The sequence below is a fragment of the Clostridium sp. UBA4395 genome (assembly GCF_002390995.1).
Lineage (GTDB): Bacteria > Bacillota > Clostridia > Clostridiales > Clostridiaceae > Clostridium_J > Clostridium_J sulfidigenes.
In genome coordinates this window covers 1-22,814 of record NZ_DGRF01000078.1, presented here as the reverse complement: position 1 = coordinate 22,814, position 22,814 = coordinate 1, and the positions used below count along the sequence as shown (strand labels likewise).

Sequence of the window (22,814 nt, the reverse complement as noted above, 5' to 3'; positions counted from 1 at the left end):
CAAATACTTAGGAAGTGTGTTATTACGAGCTTTATAAGCAAAGCCTTGTACAAAATCGCCATTGAATGTGGGGGATTAGTTAAAAAGAAGTTTGATAAAGAAACTAGTAATTGCAAAAGAGTCAATGAAGAAGTGTTATTGAAAATATTAAGAGAAAATTGCAAAAGTGAAATCGGAATTAAGTTTAATTTTCGAAATATCAACTCCATAGATGATTTTAAAGAACATGTTCCATTAACCCAATATGATTATTACGAAAACTATATAAGACGAATGTCAAATGGTGAAAAGAATATTTTAATAAGTGAAGGTGTGGAATACTTTGGTCATACATCAGGAACCACAGGAAAGCAAAAGTTAATTCCATCTACTAAAACAAGTAGAAAACTTGCTTCAAAATATATGGCCTTACTTACCAATAAATTTTCTTATGATAACTTTAGAGAAAATTGGAATTATGGTAGAGGTTTAATGATAGCTGATATAGTAATGACAACTTATACCCAAGGAGGAGTACCAATATGTTCTGCTACTTCTGGAGGGATGAATGGTATAAGGTTCATATTACCATACTTATATACTTCACCAATAGAAGTCATGAAAATAAAAGATAAGGAATCCTCCCTTTATCTTCATCTATTATTTGCCTTAAAAGAAACTAAACTTTTATATATTAGTGGAGTTTTTATATCTAATATATTGGATTTATTTAGAATATTAGAAAGTAAACATCAGGATTTAGTTAGAGATATAAGGAGAGGATATATAAGAAACAATATGAATATTGATGAAGACACTAGAAAAAAGTTAAATTCACTTCTTTCTCCTGATGCTAGTAGAGCTGATAAATTAGAGTATGAATTTGAAAAAGGATTGAAGGGTATAAGTAGGAGAGTATGGCCTAATTTATCATATATTGCCACAGTAACTGGAGCAAACTTTTCTATATATGATGATAAAGTAAATTATTATACTGATTCATTACCTATTTATTCACCAGCTTATGCTGCTACTGAAGCTATGATTGGAATTAATCCTTATGCAAATAAGATAAGATATGTAATTATCCCTGACACTGCATTTTATGAATTTATTCCACAAGAAGAAGGGGAAGAAGATAGTCAGCACACCCTTTGTTTAGAAGAGCTAGAAATAGGGACAAAGTATGAAATAGTTATTACTAATTATGCAGGCCTTTATAGATACAGAATGGGTGATGTTATTCAGGTAGTCGGATTTTATAATAATTGTCCTGAAGTGGAGTTTTTATATAGAAAAAATCAAGTATTGAATATGGTATCTGAAAAAACTAATGAAGAACATTTAACTAATTCTATAAAAAGTACAATAAAAAAATTAAATTTAAACTTAGTAGACTATACTACAATGCCTGATAACTCAATTACTCCTGGAAGATATGCGGTTTACTTTGAATTTAAAAATAGTATATCTAATTATAATATTAAATTATTAGAGGAAACATTGGATAAGGAGATTAGAAGTTCTAACTTAGCCTATGATAGAGCTAGAAATAACAAGAATTTATCTATGGTAAAAGTAATACTTTTACAACCAAACACCTTCAATACAATTAAGGAATCATTATATAAGAAGGGAATATCAAAAAATCAAATTAAGATTCCAAGGGTTATATCTAATAATAGGAGTATATTAAATATTATTAATAGAAATAAGATATGATATACTTCTTTAATATTATTTGTATTTGTAATATTGTTAAAATATAATATTAGTAATAAAGTTTTTATAGGAGGATATTATGATGATAACAAGAGAGGAAGCATTGGAACTACTTACCGAATACAATAAAGAAGGATTTCATATTCAGCATGCATTAACAGTAGAAGGTGTTATGAATTACTTTGCAAAGAAACTTGGATATGAAGATGAAGCAGAGTTTTGGTCTAGAGTTGGATTGCTTCATGATTTAGATTTTGAAATATATCCAGAACAACATTGTAGCAAAACTCAAGAAATAATGAGACAACGTGGTCTTGATGAAAGATTAATAAGAGCAGTAGCTAGCCATGGATATGGACTTTGTGCAGAAGAACAACCGAAACCAGAACATGAGATGGAAAAAATATTATTTGCGGTAGATGAACTTACTGGTTTGATTGGTGCAGCTGCAAGAATGCGTCCATCTAAGAGTATTATGGATATGGAACTTTCAAGTCTTAAGAAAAAGTTCAAAGATAAGAAATTTGCTGCTGGATGTTCAAGGGATGTAATTAGACAAGGAGCAGAAATCCTTGACTGGGAATTAGATAAATTATTTGAAGAAACAATTCTAGCTATGCGTTCTTGTGAGGATTTCATTAATAAGGAAATGGGATTATATAACAATTAGTAGATTATATTGGATAATTTTTATACTTATGTAACCATATGGGTAAGTCGATTTGACAAGTAAAAGTAAAAATGATATTATTATATTGTCAGTGTGTATGAAAACTCAAGACCATCTGAAGGTGGTTTTGAGTTTTTTTATAATAAGGTTTCTTACAAAGCTATTAGTCGTTGGTTTATGCTATAGGTAATGATATTTTAAAAGAAAAAATATCATGAAAGAAGAATGGCTGAAAGTAAAAATTATTAAAACACTAGTTTGAAATTAGAGAGGAGACGGTCAAGAATGAATATAAAAAATGAGCAAGTTAATCATATTAAATTCGGATCAGGAGTTATAACGGAGGTAGAGGGCGATAAGATATTAGTGCAATTTCAAGATGACCTTGGAGTAAAAGCCTTCGCATATCCAGAAGCATTTAAAATGTTTCTAGAAGCAGCAAATGAGGAAGTTCAGAATAGTATATTAGAAAAATTGCATATAAAGCAAGAGCAGTCAAAAGCTGAACTAGAAGAGAAAAGAAATGAAGAAAAACAGGAAAAAGAAATACTTGAAAAAGCTGCAAAGGAAGAGAAAAAAATATTACTTGCAGAAAAGAGAGCAGCAGCAAAACTTGCAAAAGCAAAAGATGCAAAATAATCAGTAGTTTTTGATAAATATAGAGTCATTGCATAGCCTTATGATTCTAAAGATATAATAAAAACACATTAGCAGAGGCATAAGGCTATTTTATTAGCTATATGTCCCATTCTAATTTTAACATATCTTTAAGTATTTCTACCTTATCAGTTCCAATTTTCTCACATAGTGTTTGCTCTATGGCTGCCTTTTGAGATAAATTTATCTCATAACATTCTTCACCTAAGGGAGTCAACTGCAAACATTTATCCCTATTATTGTTTATTGAATTTGTAATTTCAATTAAGCCCTTTGCTTCAAGATTTTTTACAAATTTATGAGTTGCCTGTCTAGAGATATCAACATGTTTTGTAACGTAAGATAGAGTTGTCTTTTTATTATATATTCTTGCCATGATATACCATTCAGAGTTTGAAATATGTATATCACTACTATCATTCCATGATTTTTCACATATTCTACGAAGTAGAACGTGACGCTCACTTATTAAATCAATTAAATGTAAGTTTTGTAATTCAGAATTCAATGGCTTCACTCCAATCGTTATCTTTACTAAAATAATATACAAATAATATACATAATTCATTAGGAATTGTCAATTTAATTGACAATTTGTTTAATTTAATGTACAATGAAATTAGTCAACTTAGTTGACAAAGTACAACAAGGGAGAAATTGAAATGTTTAATATTGGAGAATTAATAATTTATTCGGCCCATGGAATTTGCCGTGTAGATGACATATTTGAACAAATAATAGGGGGTAAAAAAAGAAATTACTATAAATTGCACCCAGTGGACGATAGTTCATTAAGTATAAGTGTCCCAGTTGAGAGTGATAAGGTAGCAATGTTACAGCTTGTAAACAAAGAAGAGGCAGAAGAACTTTTAGAATCCTTTAAGGAGCCAGGTGTAGAGTGGATAGAAGCTAATACCGAAAGAAATCAAGTATATTCTAAGGTTGTAAAGAATGGAGATCGTAAAGAAATTTCTAAGGTAATAAGTACTTTAATGAGAAAAAAGCTTAAAATTGAAGCAGAAGGAAGGAAATTTCATCAGCAAGATATCAAACTTTTATCTTATGTTCAAAGTATATTGTTTACAGAATTGGCCTTCAAATTAAACACAACTTTTGAAGTAATAAATAGAAAAGTTGCTAGATTAATTAATGAAAATGACTACTAAATATGCTCATAATAGAAGTGTATGTTAAAGAGGGATGTTTTACTCAGTAGAAGTTAAAAAGGTGAGACATAATTTAAGCTATAAGGGCTTTTGAAAGGGTAGTTGATAAAAATGAATATAAGTAATGATAGAAGTATGGCTATAGAAACAGTTATGAACCATATAGAAAAACAATTTGGAAAAGGTTCCGTAATGAAGCTTGGAGGAACCTCAACAATGGATATAGAAGCTATCCCAACAGGATGTCTTGCTTTAGATATAGCCCTTGGCGTTGGAGGAGTTCCAAAGGGTAGAATAGTGGAGATATATGGACCAGAATCTTCTGGTAAAACAACAGTAGCACTACATATAGTGGCAGAAGCTCAAAAAAGTGGTGGTGCAGCGGCGTATATCGATGCTGAACATGCTTTGGATCCATCCTATGCAAAAAAACTTGGTGTTAATACTGATGATCTGATTATTTCTCAACCTGATACTGGAGAACAAGGCCTGGAAATAGCTGAAGCGCTTGTAAGATCAAATGCTTTAGATGTCCTTGTGGTTGACTCTGTTGCGGCCCTTGTTCCAAGAGCTGAAATAGAAGGTGACATGGGGGATTCTCATATAGGATTGCAGGCAAGGTTAATGTCACAAGCCTTAAGAAAACTAACTGGATCAATTAATAAATCTAAATGTGTTGTTATATTTATAAACCAACTAAGAGAAAAAATAGGTATTATGTTTGGTAATCCTGAAACAACAACAGGTGGAAGAGCGCTGAAGTTTTATTCATCAGTTAGGCTTGATATAAGGAAAATAGATATTATAAAAGTAGGGGAAGATATTCTTGGAAGTAGAACAAGGATAAAAGTAACCAAAAATAAGGTTGCTCCACCTTTCAAGATAGCTGAATTCGATATAATGTACAACGAAGGAATTTCAAAGGAAGGTGCACTTATTGATATAGCAGTTAAGGAAGATATAGTTGAAAAAAGTGGAGCTTGGTTTTCTTATAAAGAAGCTAGACTTGGTCAAGGAAGAGAAAATTCTAAGTTATATCTAAAAGAAAATCCTGAAATAGCTCTTGAAATAGAAAATATAATAAGAGAAAAATATAATCTTAAATTAGTAAAACAGACTAAGGAAAATGAATAAATGTTTTAAATATAAAAGAAAGAGAATCATCATATTATGGAGATTCTCTTTCTTTTATATTCTTTACTATAAGTATATAATGGAATAATAATTGGAAAAGCTAAATTTAGATAAACTATGTTTTAAATAATTGGAGGGATAACAATGATTGAGATACCGGAAGCTTTAACACTTGCAGGGCAGATTAACAATACAATTAGGGGAAAGAAGATTGTGAATGTTGTTGCTGCTCATAATCCACATAAGTTTGCGTGGTATCATGGAGATCCACAAAAATACCATGAAATACTTGTAGGAAAGACTATTAATATGGCAACTGCCTACGGAGGTATGGTTGAAATTAGTGCTGATAATACATCAATATTAATTGGTGATGGGGTAGGATTTAGATATCGCCACAGTGGTGAAAAACGTCCGGTCAAACATCAACTTCTGTTAGAGTTTAATGATTCATCTGAAGTTAGTGCATCGGTTCAAATGTATGGAGGGATATGGTGTTTTAATACCGAGGATGGATTCCAAAATAATTATTATCAAGTTACAAAGGAAAAACCATCTCCACTATCCTATGAATTCAATGAAGTTTATTTTGACAAATTGATATCTTCACAGGATGTGCAGAAGTTAAGTGTAAAAGCATTTCTTGCTACAGAGCAGCGAATACCTGGGCTTGGAAATGGAGTATTACAGGATATTTTATGGAATGCTAAAATTCATCCAAAACGAAAAATTAATACATTAAAAGATGATAATAAGGAAGTTTTATATACTTCCATTAAAACTGTTCTTTCTAAAATGACAGAACTTGGTGGAAGAGATACAGAAAAGGACCTGCATGGAAACAATGGTGGATATAAAACTATGATGAGCAAAAATAGTGTAGGCTCTTCTTGTGTTTCTTGTGGTGAAATTATAAAAAAAGAAAATTATTTAGGTGGCAGTATTTATTACTGTGAGAAGTGCCAATTACTTTAACTCAAAAGGGTAAAATTAATAATGGAATTATAATAGTAAATTAGTACTTGTGCAAAATTGTTGACATGGAAACAAAAAGATGATAGTATTGTTTACAAGGAAACAATATGGAGGTGTTTAAAGTAGATAATATCAATATTATTATGAAAAGTTTTAAAGAAATATATGAAAAGGAAGAGATTTTAGGTAAGTTGGCTTTGGGTAGTGAATATGAAAATTATGGGGTTTCAGAAATACACTGTATAGATTTAATAGGGAAAATAGAAAATCCTAATGTTACTAAAATATCCCAAAGTATGAATATGACAAGAGGTGCTATTAGTAAGATAACTAAAAAGCTTCTTAATAGTAATCTTATTGATAAATATAAAAATCCTAATAATGATAAGGAGATATATTTCAAATTAACGGAGTCAGGTGAAGAGTTATATAAATATCATGAAATAAAGCATAAGCAATGGGAAGCAAGAAATAGGATATTTTTTAAAAATGTAGATAAGAAGGAAGAAAAAATTGTAACTAATTTCTTGATTAAATTTAATAGGTATTTAGACGAACTAATAGAAACAGAAGGAGAAATATAATATGAATTTACACTTAACAGATTTTAACATTCCGGTAGAAATATTAAAGTGGGGAGACTCACAGCCGACACACCAAAGGCAACATATAGGAACTCATATAGATTGCTACAATCTATCCAATATAGAATTACCATCACAAATAGATGTTAAGGTAATAGATGCTAGGAAAATAGATATTATAGATGTTAACATATTAGAAAACTTATCAATTAAAGCAGGTTCCTTTGTAATATTTAGAACGGGTTATTTAGAAACCTATGGATATGGAAGTGATGAGTATTTTAATTCTAAGCCTAGTCCATATTTAACTAATGAGCTTATAGATAGATTATTAGACTGTAATGTAAAATTAATAGGCATTGATCTAAGTGGAATACAACATGGAAAAGATCACGTAGCAATAGATAAATATGTTGAAAATAAAGGAGCATATGTTATAGAAAATATATGTAATTTAAATAAGGTTCCTACAGAATTCAAGGCAAATTTAAAATGGATTCAACTAGAAGGTGCTACAGCAATAAAAGTTGAGATTGAAACTATATAAATTTATATATTATAAAGTAAAGATTAAAATTCAGAGAAAGATTAAACTTCCTCTGGATTTTATTTTTGATATTTATGGAAATAGGTATTGACAGAAGCAATTAGAGGTTGTATTATTGTATTAAGAGATTAGTACAATAACACAATAATACAAGAGAGGTGATTAGATGGCATGGGAATTTAAAGACCAAAGGCCTATATATATTCAATTAATTGAGCAGATTAAACTAAAGATAATTTCGGGAGAATACAAGCCAGGACAAAAGTTTCCAACGGTAAGAGAGCTTGCTGAAGAGGCATCAGTTAATCCTAATACTATACAAAAGGCTTTAGCAGAGTTAGAACGGTCAGGGTTTGTTTATAGTCAAAGGACTAGTGGAAGATTTATCACGGAGGATATAGATATGATAAAAGAGATTAAACTGGATATAGCTAAAGACCAAGCAGTAAATTTTCTTAAGAGTATGAAAAGTTTAGGACTTAGTAATGAGGATATCATGGAATTTCTAGGGCAAATGGCAAAGGAGATGAAGTAATGGGTGAACCAATTTTTCAGTGTAAGGAATTAGTTAAAAAATATGACAATAAGGAGGCACTTAAAGGTATTAATTTAACTTTAGAAAAAGGTAAAATAGTTGGACTTTTAGGTCCTAATGGTAGTGGTAAAACGACATTAATAAAGTTAGCTAATGGGTTATTAAAGCCAACGTCGGGAGAAGTAAAGATAGCGGGACTTCCTCAGGGCATAGAAACTCAAAAAATAGTTTCTTACCTCCCTGAAAGAACCTATCTTAATGATTGGATGAAGGTATCTGATATTATAAATTTTTTCAAAGACTTCTATGAGGATTTTGATGAAAAGAGAGCCTACGATATGCTAAGTAAGTTAAATATTGAATCAAATGTCAAGCTTAAGACCTTATCAAAAGGAACAAAAGAAAAGGTTCAACTTATTTTAGTTATGAGTAGGCAAGCAGAGTTATACTTTTTAGATGAGCCTATTGCAGGGGTAGACCCAGCAGCTAGGGACTATATTTTAAACACTATAATAAGCAATTATAACGAGAATGCAACTGTAGTAATTTCAACTCATCTAATAGCAGATATAGAGAAAGTTCTCGATGATGTTGTTTTTATATCAAATGGAGAAATAATGCTACAAAAAAGTGTAGATGAAATAAGAGAAAGTAGCGGAAAGACAGTAGATGAACTATTTAGGGAGGTATTTAGATGCTAAGAAAATTAATGAAATATGAATTTAAGGCTACAGGCAGAATAATGCTTCCTCTTTATGGAGCATTGCTAGGATTTTCAATTATTAATAAGATATTTATTGGAACTAATATGGCTGAGGTAAATATGGATTTCTTAGGTGGAATTCCTGCTATTATAACAATGATAGGATATTTCGTAACTATGGTGGCAGTTTTTGTGGGAACACTTTTTATAACTGTACAAAGATTTTATAAAAACTTATTTGGTGATGAAGGATATTTAATGAATACTATCCCGGTAAAAAGTTATCAAAATATAGTTAATAAATTAGTAGTATCTATGGTATGGACTATAATAAGTGGTTTCATAGCTGCAACATCTATATTTGTAATGGCCTATGAGCCAGGGGTATTAAAAGAAATAATTAGAGGATTTAAAAATATTTACTCTGAAATTGGATTAAATGTTTTCGGTATAATAGAATTTATAATATTGGGAATTGTATCTTTAGCTCATCAAATTATGATGCTTTATGCATCACTTTCTATAGGCCAGTTGTTTAAATCAAAAAAATTATTAGGAGGATTTGCTGGATTTATGATATTAAGCATTGCTCAACAATCAATAATAGGAATAGGTATGACTATATTAGTTGCAAGTGATAGTTTTATTTATCTATCTTCACACTATGCAATACTTTGTGGAATTATAGTTTGTTTAATTTTCTTCACAATTTTATTCTGTATAACTAACTACATCATGAAGAATAAGCTTAATCTAGAATAGTAAAAAATTTAAAGCTCCAGTTTTAGTAATAAACTTAAACTGGCGCTTATTTTTATTAAACTATTTATATAGGGAGCTATTTAACTATAGAAATATTTAACTATTTAACTATTTGTTGTAGCCATGCGGGTTTCAGGGGTTTTCCTATTTTGAAAGTTAGATTAAGTATACCTAAATAAAAAGATGTGACAATGGAATAAAAATGTGATTCAATATAGGAATCATATTTTAAAATATAATTGTTTAAGCATTAGATTTTATGTTAAAGTCTTAGTAACATGATTAATTTAGAAATTATTTACTAAGGGTACATAAATAAAGAGGTGAGCGTGATATTATGAAAAGTCAATGGGAGGAAAAATGGGTAGAAGATATTGAGTTTTTGAGGGAAAATCTCATAGAAAAGCATAAAAATTTATTTTTTAATATAAGTAGGGAAGAGTTTGATAGTAGGATAGATAAATTAAAGTCAATGATAGGTGACTTTGATTATGAAGAGATGAAGGTAGAAATTTCAAGGGTGGTTGCCTCGATTGGAGATGCCCATACATCAGTTGCATTTCCTGCTAATAAGTATTTGCCTATTAAGTTTTATTGGTTTGAGGATGGGATTTATATTATAAGAACTAGTGAGGCTTATAAGAACTTATTATTTAAGAAAGTTATAGCAATTGAGGATGTTAGCATGGATAAAATTCTTCAGGAACTTTCAGAAATCATATCTTTTGAAAATGAATATTTTTTTAAGGCTCAGAGTATGAAGTATATGCAGGTTGCAGAAGTTTTATATGGATTATTGATATCAGATTCTGTGGATAATATAAAAATAACAACAGAACACAATACAGTTAAAGTTAAAACAGTTAATATTAGTGAACTGAGATATTCAGACAATCAATTGCCTCTATATGCAAGAAGAACTAATGAGAATTTGTGGTATGAATATTTAGAAGATAAAGAGGAACTTTACATAAAGTATAATTATTGTAGGGAAGATGGAAATATAAAAATTAGTACAAAAATAGTGGAGATTATAGACTTTATAGAGAAAAATTCTACTTATAAAATTACTATAGATTTAAGAAATAATCTGGGTGGAGATTCCAGATTATTAGAACCTTTATTATGCTATGTAAAGAATAATCCTAGAATTAACAATAAGGAAAATCTGAAAGTAATAATAGGAAGAGAGACTTTTTCATCAGGATTACTTAATGCTTATGAATTCAAGTTTGAGACAAACTGTGTTATTTGGGGTGAACCTTCAGGAGGAAAACCTAATTGTTATGGGGAGATATTAAGATTTGTTTTACCAAATAGTAAATTTAGTGTTAGCTACTCAACTCGATACTATAAATTGATAGATGATGATAGTATCATGTCTCTGTATCCAGATAAGACTTTACATGAAAAAATTGAAGATTATATAAACTTGGGAGAGATATAAATGAAAAAATAAGAGGTTCGAAAGTATGAAAAGAAAAAAGTTATTAGAGAATATCAATATACAAATAAAGAATGGAAATCATATTATTGGTGTAGCAACAGGTACAGGAATGACCGCAAAATATGCTGAAAAGGGTGGAGCTGATTTTATTTTAGTGCTAAATTCGGGTAGATTTCGGCAAATGGGGAGAAGTTCATTGGCAGGTTATTTACCATTTTGCAATAGCAATGATATGGTAATGGACTTTGCTTCAAAAGAGATAATACCATTGGTAAAAGATATGCCTATTATATTTGGACTCAATGCAACGGACCCTCTAAAGAATATGGAAAGTTACATAGATAAAATAAAGAATATGGGATTTTCAGGTATTAATAACTATCCTACAGTTGGACTTATAGACAGTCAGTTCGGTGAAGCTCTTGAAGAAGAAGGATGTAACTATTTAATTGAAGTAGAAGCAATAAGAATAGCCCATGAAAAAGACATGTTTACAGTTGCCTTTGTATTTAATGAAATACAAGCAGAGCAGATGATTATTGCAGGTGCTGACGTTATTTGCGTACATTTAGGTCTAACAGGAGGAGGATTGTTAGGAGCAAAAAAAGTATTCTCACTGGAAGCTGCAAAGGTTAAAGCAGAGAAGATATTTAATAGATGTAATGAGTTAAAAACAGAGGTAATTAAATTAGTATATGGTGGACCTGTAAAAACACCAATCGATATTCAGTACATGTATAGTAATATTGAAGATTTAATGGGATATATTGGTGGATCAACATTTGAAAGAATTCCATCGGAAAAGTCTATTACAAACATAACAAAAGCTTTTAAAGTTTCAACTCAGTTAGATGAAGATGATTTAATAATTAAAATGTTAGATGGAGTTAAAAAGCACTATAATTATGTTGAATTTGTAAAGGAGTACGTTGCCAAAAATTATATGAATGATGTTTCATTTCTAGACTTAGCCAAAGTAGCTCATGTATCAAGGGGTTACTTAAGCAGTTTATTTAAAAAAGAAGTTGGTTGTAGTTTTCCAGAGTATCTAGTTAAATTTCGTGTAAATAAAGCAGCAGAAATTATAAATAAAGAGAATATCCAATTGTCAGACTTAGCACCATTAGTTGGTTATAAAGATTATGTGCAGTTTAGCAAAATGTTTAAAAAGTATAAGGGTTGTTCGCCAAAACAATATAAATTTAGAAATATGACATAAACACAAAAATATAGTACATAGCAACGTTTACATAAAGAGACGAAAAACGTATGATTAATTTATAAATATCATACGTTTTATAAGACGATTATCTTAGTCATTTATCTAATATTGTACAGACTAGATAAAAGAAAATTTATGTAGGGAGATTAAAGAAATGAAGACAATCGCTATTGCAGGAACATTTGACACTAAAGGCACTGAATATTTATACGTAAAAGAACTAATTGAAGGTTTGGGTTTATGTACTTTTACCATTCATACCGGTGTATTTGAGCCAGCTTTTGAACCAGATGTATCAAACAATGAAGTTGCAAAGGCAGCAGGCTCAAACATAGAAACTCTAGTTTCTAAAAAAGATAGGGCATTAGCAACAGAAGTATTATCAAAAGGCATGGAGAAGTTATTACCTGAATTATATAAACAGGGTAAGTTTGATGGTATTATATCCTTTGGTGGAACTGGAGGAACTTCATTAGTAACTCCAGCTATGAGAGCACTGCCTATAGGTGTGCCAAAGGTTATGGTTTCAACGGTTGCTTCAGGCAATACCGAACCTTATGTAGGTACCAGCGATATTATTATGATGCCTTCTGTGGTGGATGTTGCAGGTCTTAACTCCATTTCAACAAAGATTTTTACAAATGCAGTATTTGCAATTGTAGGTATGCTTAAGTTTGAAAATACAAAAGTCGTAGAAAAAAAGCCATTAGTTGCTGCAACTATGTTCGGCGTAACAACTCCATGTATAACAGCTGCAAGGGAATACCTTGAAAAGAGAGGTTATGAAGTTCTTGTATTCCATGCAACAGGTGTAGGTGGACGTTCCATGGAAGCACTTATCCATGGAGGCTTTATTGAAGGCGTATTAGACCTTACTACCACAGAATGGGCAGATGAAGTTATCGGTGGTGTTTTAAATGCAGGACCTCATCGTTTAGAGGCAGCAGGCAAAAATCAAATACCACAGGTTGTATCAGTAGGTGCCATTGATATGTGTAATTTTGGACCATATGAAACAGTTCCAGAGAAGTTTATAACACGTAACTTATACAAACATAATCCTTCAGTAACACTTATGAGAACAAATAAAGAGGAAAATGAAGCAATTGGTATGAGACTGGTTGAAAAATTAAATCTAGCTAAAGGAAAAACAGCTGTATTCATACCTCTAAAAGGAGTATCTGCTATTGATGTAGAAGGTCAGCCTTTTTACGGTCCAGAAGAGGATGAAGTATTATTTAATATATTGAAAAATGGTGTAAACAGAAATGTTGTAGAAGTAGTAGAAATGGATTGCGCCATTAACGAAGTAGAGTTTGCAGAAGCTGCAGCACAAAAATTAATAGATATGATGAAAAAATAGTAAATTAATAAATTTAAATAATAGAAGGAGGCTTTATTGATGAATACAATGACAAGAAACGAAATTATGACAAAGTTCAAAGAACAGGTTAAAAATGGGCAAACATTATTAGGTGTAGGAGCTGGTACGGGTATTACGGCTAAATTCAGTGAAGCTGGTGGAGCAGATATGCTTATAGTTTACAATTCAGGAAGATACAGAATGGCAGGAAGAGGTTCTCTTGCAGGATTACTATCCTATGGAGATGCTAATCAGATTGTAGTTGAAATGGGAGCAGAAGTACTTCCGGTTGTAAAAAATACTCCAGTTCTTGCTGGTGTTTGTGGAACTGACCCATTCAGAGTAATGGAGATTTTTCTTAAGCAATTAAAATCACAAGGTTTTGCAGGGATTCAAAACTTCCCTACAGTAGGATTAATTGATGGTGTATTTAGACAGAACCTAGAAGAGACTGGAATGGGTTATGATTTAGAAGTTGAAATGATAAGAAAAGCACATGAACTGGATATGCTTACAACTCCTTATGTATTTGACCCTGACCAAGCAAGAGCAATGGCAGAAGCTGGTGCTGATATTTTAGTTGCACACATGGGATTAACTACAAAGGGTACAATAGGAGCACAAACAGCACTTACACTTGATGACTGTGTAGAGAGAATTGAAGCTATTATTAAAGCGGGAAGAGAAGTTAACCCTAACATTATGGTAATTTGTCATGGCGGACCTATTGCGGAGCCAGAAGATGCTTCATATGTAATAGAAAAAACGGAAGGAATTGACGGTTTCTTTGGTGCTTCAAGCATTGAAAGGTTTGCAGCGGAAAAAGGAATAAAATCACAAACAGAAGCATTTAAAGCAATAAGTAAATAACAAATACTTCATTATTATAATAGCCATCAGTTTACTAAACTGATGGCTATTATTATTAAGAAAATTATGGTGGTGTTTTCTCTAACTATTTAATGTGCAAGAATCAATGCTCTATCACGCTTTTTTCAAAAGTTTATTGCGGTGGAGGAATTATTTGATATAATAAGTAGAATAATAGATTAGGAGTGGTTTTATGCAAGTGTATTTTGATAATAGTGCCACCACTGAGCCTTATGATGAGGTAATAGATGCTGTGGTACATACAATGAAAAATAATTTTGGAAATCCTTCATCCGCTCATGGTTTAGGCCTTAAGGCAGAAATAGCTCTTAATGAATCAAGAGATAAAATAGCTAAGACTATTAATTGTACCAAGGATGAAATAATATTTACTTCTAGTGGAAGTGAAAGCAATAATTTTTTAGTAAAAGGTTTTATTGGAGTAGGTGCGCACATAATAACTAGTGAAATTGAACATCCTAGCGTACTTAATACCTTTAGGGAATTGGAGGTAGCAGGGGCTAAGGTTACTTATTTAAAGGTTGATAATAAGGGTTGTATATCTCTAGAAGAACTAAAAAACAGCATAAATAGCGACACTCGATTGGTGAGCATAATCCATGTTAATAATGAGCTGGGAGTTGTACAGGATATAGAAGCTATAGGGACATTAATAAAGGAAAAAAGTCCTAGAGTTAAGTTCCATGTAGATGCGGTCCAAAGCTATGGAAAGTTTAAAATAGATGTGAAAAAAGCCCAAATAGATTTGTTATCCGTTAGTGGACATAAAATTCACGGTCCTAGAGGAGTTGGTTTTTCTTACATAAAAAAAGGATTTAATCCTAAAGCTTTAATAAGCGGCGGTGGACAGGAGAGAAACTTTAGATCAGGCACAGAAAATTTACCGGGTATTATAGGCTTTGTAAAGGCTTCAGATATTATATATAATAATGTTCAACTTAATTATTCAAAGGTAAGTGAGCTTAAAGAATATTTTATAGAAAGACTTAGAGATATAAAAGATATAGTGATAAACAGTCCTTGTGAGGAGTGTTTCAGTCCTTATATTTTAAGTGTTTCATTTATAGGTGTAAGAGGTGAAGTACTACTACATCTCTTAGAGGAAAAGGGAATATATGTATCTACCGGTTCTGCCTGTTCCGCAAAGAAACAGGGAGATAGCCATGTGCTTAAAGCTATAGGCCTTAATACCCAGGAAACAAAGGGAACCATAAGGTTTAGCTTTAATGAGTTTAATACAAAAGAAGAAGTAGATTACACTATAGAAGTACTAGAAAAAAGTTTGAAATTTTTAAGGAGAAAATAATATGAGAAAACTATTACTTATTAAATATGCATCGGAAATTTTTTTAAAGGGATTAAATAGAAGAATCTTTGAAAAAAAACTCATGAAGAATATAGATTCAGTACTTAAGGGATGTAGATATGAATTTATAAGCGATCAAGGAAGGTGGTTCCTCTATAGTGAAGATTTGGAGGAGGTAATGTCAAAAGTAAAAAGAGTTTTTGGCGTTTCTGAAGTTTGTTTAGTTACTGAAGTAGAACCTACCATGGAAGCTATCAGTGCTCAAGCGGTTGTGGAAGCTGAGGATTTTGGAGAAACTACCTTTAAGGTTGAAAGTAATCGAGCAAACAAAGCCTTCCCTCTAAATTCTATGGAGATGAGTCGTGAAATTGGTGCTGTAGTATTAAACGCTGTAGAAGGATTAAGGGTAGATGTTCATAAACCACAAAGAATAATAAATGTGGAAGTAAGAAAAAGGGCATATGTATATTCTAAAAGGGTAAAAGCTGTTGGAGGAATGCCTTACGGCACAAATGGTAGTACTATGCTTATGCTTTCTGGTGGTATAGATTCTCCTGTTGCTGGATATTTGATGGCAAGACGTGGGGTAGAATTAAACGCTATTTATTTCCACAGCCATCCTTACACTAGTGAAAGAGCTAAAGAAAAGGTAAAGGACTTGGCAAGATTACTAAAGGGCTACACTGGGAAAATCAATCTTTACGTGGCACCTTTCACTGATATTCAAATGGATATAATAGAAAAATGCCCTGAGAATGAGCTTACTATAATAATGAGAAAATTTATGATGAGAGTTGCCTGTGCTGTATCAGAAAAATATAATATAAACTCTGTAACCACCGGGGAAAGCATAGGCCAGGTAGCAAGTCAAACTATGGAGGGACTCATGGTCAGCAATGACGTGGCAGATAGGCCAGTGTTTAGACCTCTTATCGCTATTGATAAAATAGATATCATGGATATATCTAGAGATATTGGAACCTATGAAACATCTATACTTCCTTATGAAGACTGCTGTACAATATTTGTACCAAAGCATCCAAAAATAAAACCTAGAGTGGACTTAATAAGAAAATCTGAAAGTATACTGGATATAGATAGACTTGTTCAAGAATGTATAGATAATATGGAGATATACAAGGACCTTTAATAATTGAGATTAAGACATCTTAAAAAATAAATAAGTAAAAGGATGCAGTAATTCTAAACTGCATCCTTTTTTTAGATGAAAATTTGGCTAAACATAGTCAAATGTTGTTATGTAATTAGAAATATCAAAACGCATATGGAGTGCTGTTGCTGCAAGTTTAAAAAATATCTATTATATAGTAATATTTCTATCCCAATGTCTATGAGCTGAAATATCAGTTATGAATTTATTTGTAAACTTATCCTTAGAATCCCCAACTGTAACTCCAGGTTGATCTTTCATCTCTGGCTTTAATAGCATAGTCATTGACTGTGAAACTAAAATTGGCTTGAAATGCTTATAGGTTTCTTCGATAAACATCTTAGCGCGCATTTTGAAGTCAGGATCAACATTGCCTGAGCCAAGAACGCAGATAGAATCAAACAGTACGGGGTCTGCAGATAGCAAGGAATGTTTAGGCAGCTGACTTGTGCCATCAGAACCCTTTATTGGGCTTAAGTTACAACCTATTATTTCTGGCATAGTTTTTGCTAAGTTTAAAGTTTTTATCATTGTGTTAAATTCATCTGAATTATATCCTTCTGATAGTATTATTCCAACTTTTAATGTATCCGCTTTTTTAATAGTATTTTCTTGACTCAGTGCTGGTGATACTTTGTTATATTTTGATGCTTCACCTTTTGGAAGGTTAGCTCCGAGATATTGTGCTACTTGAGTCATCATGTCAATATTTACATTACCAAACATATCAATTATTTGTTGCCTAATATCTTTATTGTTTACCTTTGAAAGTTCAAATTTAAATGCATCAATGATATGCTTTTTCTCCACATTACTCATGCTATTATAAAACATTGCTGCTTGAGAAAAATGATCTTCAAAACTTTTACTTCGTGAGCGAACTATATTTCCTTCTACCTTTTCTTGGTAATTAGCAAAACCACCTTGGTCTTCACCTGGGGTTTTAGGAGTGTTGTTAGATAATGAATTATTATGGTAGCTCACATTAGTAGTATTTATTGTCTGCCTTGAATGTCCATCTCTTTGATTATTATGGACGGTGACTACAGGTCTGTTTATAGGAATCTCATGGAAGTTAGGTCCACCTAGTCTTGTAAGTTGAGTATCTGTATATGAGAATAACCTACCTTGTAGTAGTGGATCATTTGTAAAATCAATTCCTGGAACTAAATGACCGGGGTGAAATGCCACTTGTTCAACTTCTGCAAAGAAATTATCTACATTTTTATTTAAGGTTATTTTTCCTATAATCTTTACTGGAATATCCTCTTCTGGCCAAATTTTTGTAGGATCCAGTATGTCAAAATCTAAACTGAATTCTTTATCTTCTGGCAATAATTGTACACCTACTTCATATTCCGGATAATTGCCTGTATTGATAGCTTCTTGCAAGTCCTTTCTATTGAAATCTGGATCCTTTCCAGCTATTTTTTGAGTTTCATCCCAAACTAAAGAATGGACCCCAAGGACAGGTTTAAAATGTACTTTAAAGAAAGTAGATTTACCACTTTCATTAATAAATCTAAAGGTATGTATGCCAAAGCCTTCCATCATACGGTAACTTTTTGGAATTGCTCTATCAGACATAGCCCACATAACAGTATGAGCAGATTCCTGATTATTTGCAATAAAGTCCCAAAAGGTATCATGAGCACTAGAGGCTTGAGGAACTTCCGTATCTGGCTCAGGTTTCACTGCATGAACAAAATCAGGAAATTTAATTGCATCTTGAATAAAGAAAACAGGAATATTATTTGCAACTATATCATAATTGCCTTCTTGAGTATAAAACTTTACTGCAAAACCTCTTATATCTCTAACTGTATCTGCAGAGCCTCTAAATCCAGCTACTGTAGAGAATCTTACGAATATAGGAGTTTTTATAGAAGGATCTTGTAAAAATCCTGCTTTAGTATATTCCTTCATTGATTCATATAATTGAAATTCTCCGTGTGCTCCAGTACCTCGTGCATGGACAACTCTTTCTGGAATCCTCTCATGGTCAAAATGAGTAATTTTTTCTCTGAAATGGAAATCTTCCATTAAAGTTGGACCTCTATCCCCAGCCTTTAATGAAAACTCATCCTGTGACATTGTAAGACCTTGATTTGTAGTAAGATTTTTTCCTTGGTTATCCACTTTAAATTCATCTAGTTGTTTCTCTTTTGCATTTTTTATCTGGTTATTTTCATTGTTGTTTTGATTTTCCATAGTATTCTCCTTTCAAAGTATCAACTTTAAAGTTAAAAATGTTGTTTACTATAATATTGTCAACTAAAAAGTATTTATACTACTAAGTGATAACTAAGTTTTATTATATTGAATTTGTGCATTATCATATGTTTTTTAAACAGAGTCTTAATAAAAGGTTTCGATTACCTTATAAGTCAAATGTTGTGTAATAGCTGGTGTAAGAATGTTATAATATATTTAGTAAATGTTTTTTATGCTGAAGGGCAGGGTGTCTATGGGAAATACTAAGGATTTTGATAAGGTTTATAAATATTATGATAAGTTTATGGCTACTTTTAACTTATATAAGATTAAAGATATAGAAGATACAGCCGGTATTGATGAAGATGAAGTGGTTGTAGATATAGGGGGAGGCACTGGCTTTTTGGCTAATCATATTTGTAATAGCTGTAACACTGTATATGTCCTTGATGAAAGTGAGAAGATGCTTTCAAGAGTAGAGGATAGAGGTAATGTTAAAATTATAAAAGGTAATGCTTTAAGTACTCCCTTTGATAATGGTTCTATAGATACAGTTATGATGAGTGATGTTTTTCATCATATCAAAGAACAAGAGGAGCTCATTGCTGAAATAAGTAGGATACTAAAGGATAGTGGAAAAATAGTTATTATGGATTTTCACAAAAATCATATAAGAACCAGGCTGTTAAGAGTATTTGAATTTATTCTCTTTGGAAGATTGTTTTTTAGAACTAAAGATGAAATTAAGGTTTTACTTGAAGAACATTTTCATATAAGTAAGGTTTATGATAAGGGCTATTATTTTATATTTGTAGGTGAGAAAATATGATAAATAAAATGGTATTTTACTTAAAGGTTGGCTATAAACTCTTAAAAAAAGAAGTTGTAAGCAAAGAAGATTATAGAGCAGAGTATGATAAAGTTTCTGATACCTATAATCATTGGCTCAAAGAAATGGGAACACATTCTGATAATATTATTCATTCAAAGTATATAGATCCAAATAAGGAATTGGAAATACTAGATTTTGCTTGTGGAACAGGATATATAACTAAGGGTCTTTTAGATAAATCTGAAAAGTATAAAATCACAGCTGTAGACCAATCAAGTAAAATGCTTGAGAAGTTAAACGCTGTTAATAAGGAGAAGGTTACTATTATTAATAGTGATGGTATTGAATTTTTGAAAAAGTCTAACGAAAAATTTGATGTGATATTTTTTGGTTGGGCACTTTCTTATTTCAATCATCATGAATTATTTAAGCTCTTTAATAATGCTTTAAAACCCAAGGGTATATTAGCTATAATTACAAATGTTCATGGAACTTTAAATAAGATAGAGGAAATATTTCTAGAAGTCATGAGAGAGAAGGAAAAGGAAGTAATTAAACCTATGGATATAAGATTAAATTTACCAAAGGGGAAGAAAGGCTTAGTTAAATGGTGCAGGCAGTACAATTTTAAGGCTTTAGAAGTAGATGAAGGTGAAGTGTTTTTTAGATTTAAGGAGCCAGAGGAACTTATGGAGTGGTTAAATATAACTGGTGCATTAGCAGGTACTAAGAAGATCTTTAATAATTATAATGAAGTTGAACCTCTTATAGTGGAAAAAATAAAGAAAGAGAAATATAAAAATGAAGCTTATGAAATAAATCACAAATTTGCCTATGGAGTATTTAGAAAGGAATAGAAATGGATGAGCATAAATAATTTAAAAATCATGTCTCAAATGGCTATTGATAAAAATGTTATAAGGAGTATATTTGACATTTATAATATTCTAAGAGAAGATAAGCAGTTTAATCTATTAAAATATATAAAAATGATGAGAAGTTTTATAAAGGGTGAAAAGCTAGTGGAGCATGAGGATAAGTATATACTGAGTACATTTTTACCACCCTTTCCATCTAAGTCCTTTGTACAAAATGTACTAGCAGTTCATGAGCCTAAAAACATATTTACAAAGCAAATCTATGCAGAGAGAACTGCACCTATTTCTATGCATTTATGTATAACACATAAATGTCCTAATAATTGTGTTTATTGTAGTGCAAAAAGTAGACAATTAGGAGAAGAGTTATCAAAGGAACAATGGATTAAGGTTATACAGGAGCTTCAAGAAATGTGCACTCCGATTATTGGAATTACTGGAGGAGAGCCCATGGCACGTGAAGATATATTTGATATAGTAAGAAGTATAGATAATAGAAGTACATCTATTCTATTTACCAGTGGTTTTAATCTAAGCTATGAAAAAGCAAAAAAGTTAAAGGATAGTGGTCTATTTGGTATTGGAATAAGTTTAGATTCTTATGAAAAAGATGTACACAATAAAAATAGAAATAATGAAAATGCCTTTGATTATGCTGTTGAAGCTCTTAGAAATGCAAATAAAGCAGGTTTATATGTAATGGCACAAACTGTTATATTAAAAGAAAATCTTGATGAGGAAGAGTTATTTAAGTTATTTAAATTTGCTAAGGATAATGGGGCCCATGAAGTTAAGATACTTGAACCTATCCTAAGTGGCAATCTTTTAACAGAAAAACAATTAAGTAGTGTAATGTATAGTGAAAGTGATAGAGAAAAGCTTATAAAGTTGCAACATAAGGCAAATAAAAGAAGTGATTTACCTAAGATAAGTACCTTTGCTTATACAGAAAGTGAATTAAAATTTGGTTGTGGAGCAGGAAATCAACATTCCTATATAAGTGCTTCGGGAGAATTATATCCCTGTGATTTTGTGCCTATGAACTTTGGAAATGTAAAAGAAGAATCTGTAAAAAAACTATGGATTGAAATGAAAAATAATATAGGCAAGCCTAAAATTGGATGCTTTGCTCAAAAAGTAAATAAGGAAGTATTTAAGCAATCAGAAGGGATACTTCCACTTAGTAAGGAAAAGGCAATAAATATCTGTAATAAGAATAAAAGTGATAGATATCCTAAATATTATAGGGATTTGCAGTAAGGAAATTAAAGGGGCTTTTGAAAAGCCCCTTTATAAATATTTTGAAGGATTATCTAAAATCTCCTGAATTACACTAAAATATTGTCCTACATGTAAGCCATCAACTAAGGCATGGTGTACCTGAACAGACAGTGGTAACTTAATTTTACCATTTTCTTCAAAGTATTTTCCCCAGGCTATTCTTGGAATACTGTCAACAGGATTCATTTGAATTGGGTGGGCTACACCAGTAAATGAAACCCAAGGAATACTGGTCATATATAAGAGATCATCACAATCAGATTCATCTTCAATAATGGTATTATTTTTAATTTTATCTATTTCTTTAGATGCATTAATTTTAAAATCGTTGAACAGATTTATGAATTTTGCTCTACAAAAACTAAATACTTCATCTTGTCCCATTACAGTAAAAGCAGGGTTTATATATTCATGCTCAACTACCTTATCTTCTCTTATCCTATATCTAAATTCTTTTATTTCATTTCCTGCTTTTGTAGCTACATATACAAAGGATATGAAAAATGGGATTTCATTTTCCTTAATATAACTATAAAATTTTGTAATATCTACATTACCGCAAATATTAAAATGTGGGTAATCAAAGCCCTTAAAAAAATTATAGTGGTCTTTTCTTTTCCAACTTTCTATATCTATAAATTTCATTAATATATCACTCTCCATAAAAATAGTAAATTTCCACAATTCCAATAATACAAATGTAGAATTAATGGATACTTATAAATCTCATAGTCAACTTTTAAGCTAAATTACCAGAGCTTTAGCATGAAAATTC

General features: G+C 31.2%; 23 protein-coding genes. 20 read left to right on the top strand and 3 right to left on the bottom strand.

The genetic code is table 11. The features are described from left to right. The first annotated feature begins 45 nt into the window (after positions 1-45). The 3 genes from B2694_RS15065 (at position 46) to B2694_RS15055 (ending at position 3,010) form a co-directional block, all read left to right on the top strand. Entirely contained in the window at positions 46-1,701 is a 1,656-nt protein-coding gene (locus tag B2694_RS15065) for a GH3 auxin-responsive promoter family protein (RefSeq protein WP_346886433.1), read from the top strand. 82 nt (positions 1,702-1,783) lie between these two features. Next, the gene (locus tag B2694_RS15060; RefSeq protein WP_346886444.1) at positions 1,784-2,371 is read left to right on the top strand and encodes an HDIG domain-containing metalloprotein; all 588 of its coding nucleotides are present in this window, start codon (positions 1,784-1,786) and stop codon (positions 2,369-2,371) included. Positions 2,372-2,656: 285 nt separating this feature from the next. Then, a complete protein-coding gene (locus tag B2694_RS15055; RefSeq protein ID WP_346886432.1) occupies positions 2,657-3,010 on the top strand; it encodes a hypothetical protein in 354 nt (117 codons plus the stop codon). Between the two features lie 97 nt (positions 3,011-3,107). Here B2694_RS15055 and B2694_RS15050 read toward each other — a convergent pair whose 3' ends face one another. Beyond that, entirely contained in the window at positions 3,108-3,536 is a 429-nt protein-coding gene (locus tag B2694_RS15050; protein ID WP_346886431.1) for a MarR family winged helix-turn-helix transcriptional regulator, read from the bottom strand. Positions 3,537-3,690: 154 nt separating this feature from the next. On the opposite strand from B2694_RS15050, the gene B2694_RS15045 reads away from it, so the two are divergent. The 14 genes from B2694_RS15045 (at position 3,691) to thiI (ending at position 16,813) form a co-directional block, all read left to right on the top strand. Then, positions 3,691-4,194 carry a CarD family transcriptional regulator gene (locus B2694_RS15045; RefSeq protein ID WP_346886430.1) on the top strand — a complete coding sequence of 168 codons (504 nt, stop codon included), beginning with the start codon at positions 3,691-3,693 and terminating at the stop codon, positions 4,192-4,194. 111 nt (positions 4,195-4,305) lie between these two features. Continuing rightward, complete coding sequence (gene recA / locus B2694_RS15040) at positions 4,306-5,328, top strand: recombinase RecA (RefSeq protein ID WP_346886429.1); 1,023 nt, start codon at positions 4,306-4,308, stop codon at positions 5,326-5,328. 144 nt (positions 5,329-5,472) lie between these two features. Further along, positions 5,473-6,303 (top strand): endonuclease VIII, encoded by an 831-nt coding sequence (locus tag B2694_RS15035; protein ID WP_346886428.1) that lies wholly within the window; start codon positions 5,473-5,475, stop codon positions 6,301-6,303. A gap of 113 nt (positions 6,304-6,416) precedes the next feature. Beyond that, positions 6,417-6,887 carry a MarR family transcriptional regulator gene (locus tag B2694_RS15030; protein WP_346886443.1) on the top strand — a complete coding sequence of 157 codons (471 nt, stop codon included), beginning with the start codon at positions 6,417-6,419 and terminating at the stop codon, positions 6,885-6,887. A 1-nt stretch (position 6,888) separates the two neighbouring features. After that, the gene (locus B2694_RS15025; RefSeq protein ID WP_346886427.1) at positions 6,889-7,434 is read left to right on the top strand and encodes a cyclase family protein; all 546 of its coding nucleotides are present in this window, start codon (positions 6,889-6,891) and stop codon (positions 7,432-7,434) included. A gap of 166 nt (positions 7,435-7,600) precedes the next feature. Beyond that, positions 7,601-7,969 carry a GntR family transcriptional regulator gene (locus tag B2694_RS15020; RefSeq protein WP_346886426.1) on the top strand — a complete coding sequence of 123 codons (369 nt, stop codon included), beginning with the start codon at positions 7,601-7,603 and terminating at the stop codon, positions 7,967-7,969. After that, positions 7,969-8,670, top strand: a complete 702-nt coding sequence (locus B2694_RS15015; RefSeq protein WP_035135480.1) for an ABC transporter ATP-binding protein — start codon at positions 7,969-7,971, stop codon at positions 8,668-8,670. The genes B2694_RS15020 and B2694_RS15015 overlap by 1 nt, the downstream gene beginning before the upstream one ends. Then, a complete protein-coding gene (locus B2694_RS15010; protein WP_346886425.1) occupies positions 8,664-9,434 on the top strand; it encodes an ABC transporter permease in 771 nt (256 codons plus the stop codon). The genes B2694_RS15015 and B2694_RS15010 overlap by 7 nt, the downstream gene beginning before the upstream one ends. Positions 9,435-9,771: 337 nt before the next feature. Beyond that, positions 9,772-10,881, top strand: coding sequence for a peptidase S41 (locus B2694_RS15005; RefSeq protein WP_346886424.1), 1,110 nt, complete (start codon positions 9,772-9,774; stop codon positions 10,879-10,881). A gap of 25 nt (positions 10,882-10,906) precedes the next feature. Beyond that, the gene (locus B2694_RS15000; RefSeq protein ID WP_346886423.1) at positions 10,907-12,100 is read left to right on the top strand and encodes a phosphoenolpyruvate hydrolase family protein; all 1,194 of its coding nucleotides are present in this window, start codon (positions 10,907-10,909) and stop codon (positions 12,098-12,100) included. Between the two features lie 157 nt (positions 12,101-12,257). Further along, positions 12,258-13,466 (top strand): Tm-1-like ATP-binding domain-containing protein, encoded by a 1,209-nt coding sequence (locus tag B2694_RS14995; RefSeq protein WP_346886422.1) that lies wholly within the window; start codon positions 12,258-12,260, stop codon positions 13,464-13,466. Between the two features lie 39 nt (positions 13,467-13,505). Beyond that, on the top strand, positions 13,506-14,336 hold the full coding sequence (locus B2694_RS14990) for a phosphoenolpyruvate hydrolase family protein (RefSeq protein ID WP_346886421.1): 831 nt from the start codon (positions 13,506-13,508) through the stop codon (positions 14,334-14,336). Between the two features lie 193 nt (positions 14,337-14,529). After that, the gene (locus B2694_RS14985; protein WP_346886420.1) at positions 14,530-15,663 is read left to right on the top strand and encodes a cysteine desulfurase family protein; all 1,134 of its coding nucleotides are present in this window, start codon (positions 14,530-14,532) and stop codon (positions 15,661-15,663) included. Between the two features lies 1 nt (position 15,664). After that, on the top strand, positions 15,665-16,813 hold the full coding sequence (gene thiI / locus B2694_RS14980; RefSeq protein ID WP_346886419.1) for a tRNA uracil 4-sulfurtransferase ThiI: 1,149 nt from the start codon (positions 15,665-15,667) through the stop codon (positions 16,811-16,813). A gap of 171 nt (positions 16,814-16,984) precedes the next feature. On the opposite strand, the gene B2694_RS14975 is transcribed toward thiI, so the two are convergent. Further along, a complete protein-coding gene (locus B2694_RS14975) occupies positions 16,985-19,045 on the bottom strand; it encodes a catalase (protein ID WP_346886418.1) in 2,061 nt (686 codons plus the stop codon). 256 nt (positions 19,046-19,301) lie between these two features. On the opposite strand from B2694_RS14975, the gene B2694_RS14970 reads away from it, so the two are divergent. Genes B2694_RS14970 through B2694_RS14960 form a run of 3 tightly spaced genes read left to right on the top strand, consistent with a single transcriptional unit; the run spans position 19,302 to position 22,018 of the window. Beyond that, positions 19,302-19,877: a class I SAM-dependent methyltransferase gene (locus B2694_RS14970; protein ID WP_346886417.1), complete on the top strand. Its 576-nt coding sequence runs from the start codon at positions 19,302-19,304 to the stop codon at positions 19,875-19,877. Next, positions 19,874-20,737, top strand: coding sequence for a methyltransferase domain-containing protein (locus tag B2694_RS14965; protein WP_346886416.1), 864 nt, complete (start codon positions 19,874-19,876; stop codon positions 20,735-20,737). The genes B2694_RS14970 and B2694_RS14965 overlap by 4 nt, the downstream gene beginning before the upstream one ends. A gap of 6 nt (positions 20,738-20,743) precedes the next feature. Continuing rightward, entirely contained in the window at positions 20,744-22,018 is a 1,275-nt protein-coding gene (locus B2694_RS14960; RefSeq protein WP_346886415.1) for a radical SAM protein, read from the top strand. A 30-nt stretch (positions 22,019-22,048) separates the two neighbouring features. On the opposite strand, the gene B2694_RS14955 is transcribed toward B2694_RS14960, so the two are convergent. Beyond that, positions 22,049-22,684 (bottom strand): chloramphenicol acetyltransferase, encoded by a 636-nt coding sequence (locus B2694_RS14955; RefSeq protein WP_346886442.1) that lies wholly within the window; start codon positions 22,682-22,684, stop codon positions 22,049-22,051. Positions 22,685-22,814 lie beyond the last annotated feature (130 nt).

Bases quoted from the DNA above. Each gene is read 5' to 3' on its own strand.
- recA (WP_346886429.1), top strand. From the start codon at position 4,306: ATGAATATAAGTAATGATAGAAGTATGGCTATAGAAACAGTTATGAAC.
- thiI (WP_346886419.1), top strand. From the start codon at position 15,665: ATGAGAAAACTATTACTTATTAAATATGCATCGGAAATTTTTTTAAAG.
- B2694_RS15045 (WP_346886430.1), top strand. From the start codon at position 3,691: ATGTTTAATATTGGAGAATTAATAATTTATTCGGCCCATGGAATTTGC.
- B2694_RS15060 (WP_346886444.1), top strand. From the start codon at position 1,784: ATGATAACAAGAGAGGAAGCATTGGAACTACTTACCGAATACAATAAA.
- B2694_RS15020 (WP_346886426.1), top strand. From the start codon at position 7,601: ATGGCATGGGAATTTAAAGACCAAAGGCCTATATATATTCAATTAATT.
- B2694_RS15010 (WP_346886425.1), top strand. From the start codon at position 8,664: ATGCTAAGAAAATTAATGAAATATGAATTTAAGGCTACAGGCAGAATA.
- B2694_RS14970 (WP_346886417.1), top strand. From the start codon at position 19,302: ATGGGAAATACTAAGGATTTTGATAAGGTTTATAAATATTATGATAAG.
- B2694_RS14975 (WP_346886418.1), bottom strand. From the start codon at position 19,045: ATGGAAAATCAAAACAACAATGAAAATAACCAGATAAAAAATGCAAAA.
- B2694_RS15035 (WP_346886428.1), top strand. From the start codon at position 5,473: ATGATTGAGATACCGGAAGCTTTAACACTTGCAGGGCAGATTAACAAT.
- B2694_RS15025 (WP_346886427.1), top strand. From the start codon at position 6,889: ATGAATTTACACTTAACAGATTTTAACATTCCGGTAGAAATATTAAAG.
- B2694_RS14960 (WP_346886415.1), top strand. From the start codon at position 20,744: ATGAGCATAAATAATTTAAAAATCATGTCTCAAATGGCTATTGATAAA.
- B2694_RS14990 (WP_346886421.1), top strand. From the start codon at position 13,506: ATGAATACAATGACAAGAAACGAAATTATGACAAAGTTCAAAGAACAG.
- B2694_RS14965 (WP_346886416.1), top strand. From the start codon at position 19,874: ATGATAAATAAAATGGTATTTTACTTAAAGGTTGGCTATAAACTCTTA.
- B2694_RS15005 (WP_346886424.1), top strand. From the start codon at position 9,772: ATGAAAAGTCAATGGGAGGAAAAATGGGTAGAAGATATTGAGTTTTTG.
- B2694_RS15015 (WP_035135480.1), top strand. From the start codon at position 7,969: ATGGGTGAACCAATTTTTCAGTGTAAGGAATTAGTTAAAAAATATGAC.
- B2694_RS15000 (WP_346886423.1), top strand. From the start codon at position 10,907: ATGAAAAGAAAAAAGTTATTAGAGAATATCAATATACAAATAAAGAAT.
- B2694_RS15055 (WP_346886432.1), top strand. From the start codon at position 2,657: ATGAATATAAAAAATGAGCAAGTTAATCATATTAAATTCGGATCAGGA.
- B2694_RS14955 (WP_346886442.1), bottom strand. From the start codon at position 22,684: ATGAAATTTATAGATATAGAAAGTTGGAAAAGAAAAGACCACTATAAT.
- B2694_RS14985 (WP_346886420.1), top strand. From the start codon at position 14,530: ATGCAAGTGTATTTTGATAATAGTGCCACCACTGAGCCTTATGATGAG.
- B2694_RS14995 (WP_346886422.1), top strand. From the start codon at position 12,258: ATGAAGACAATCGCTATTGCAGGAACATTTGACACTAAAGGCACTGAA.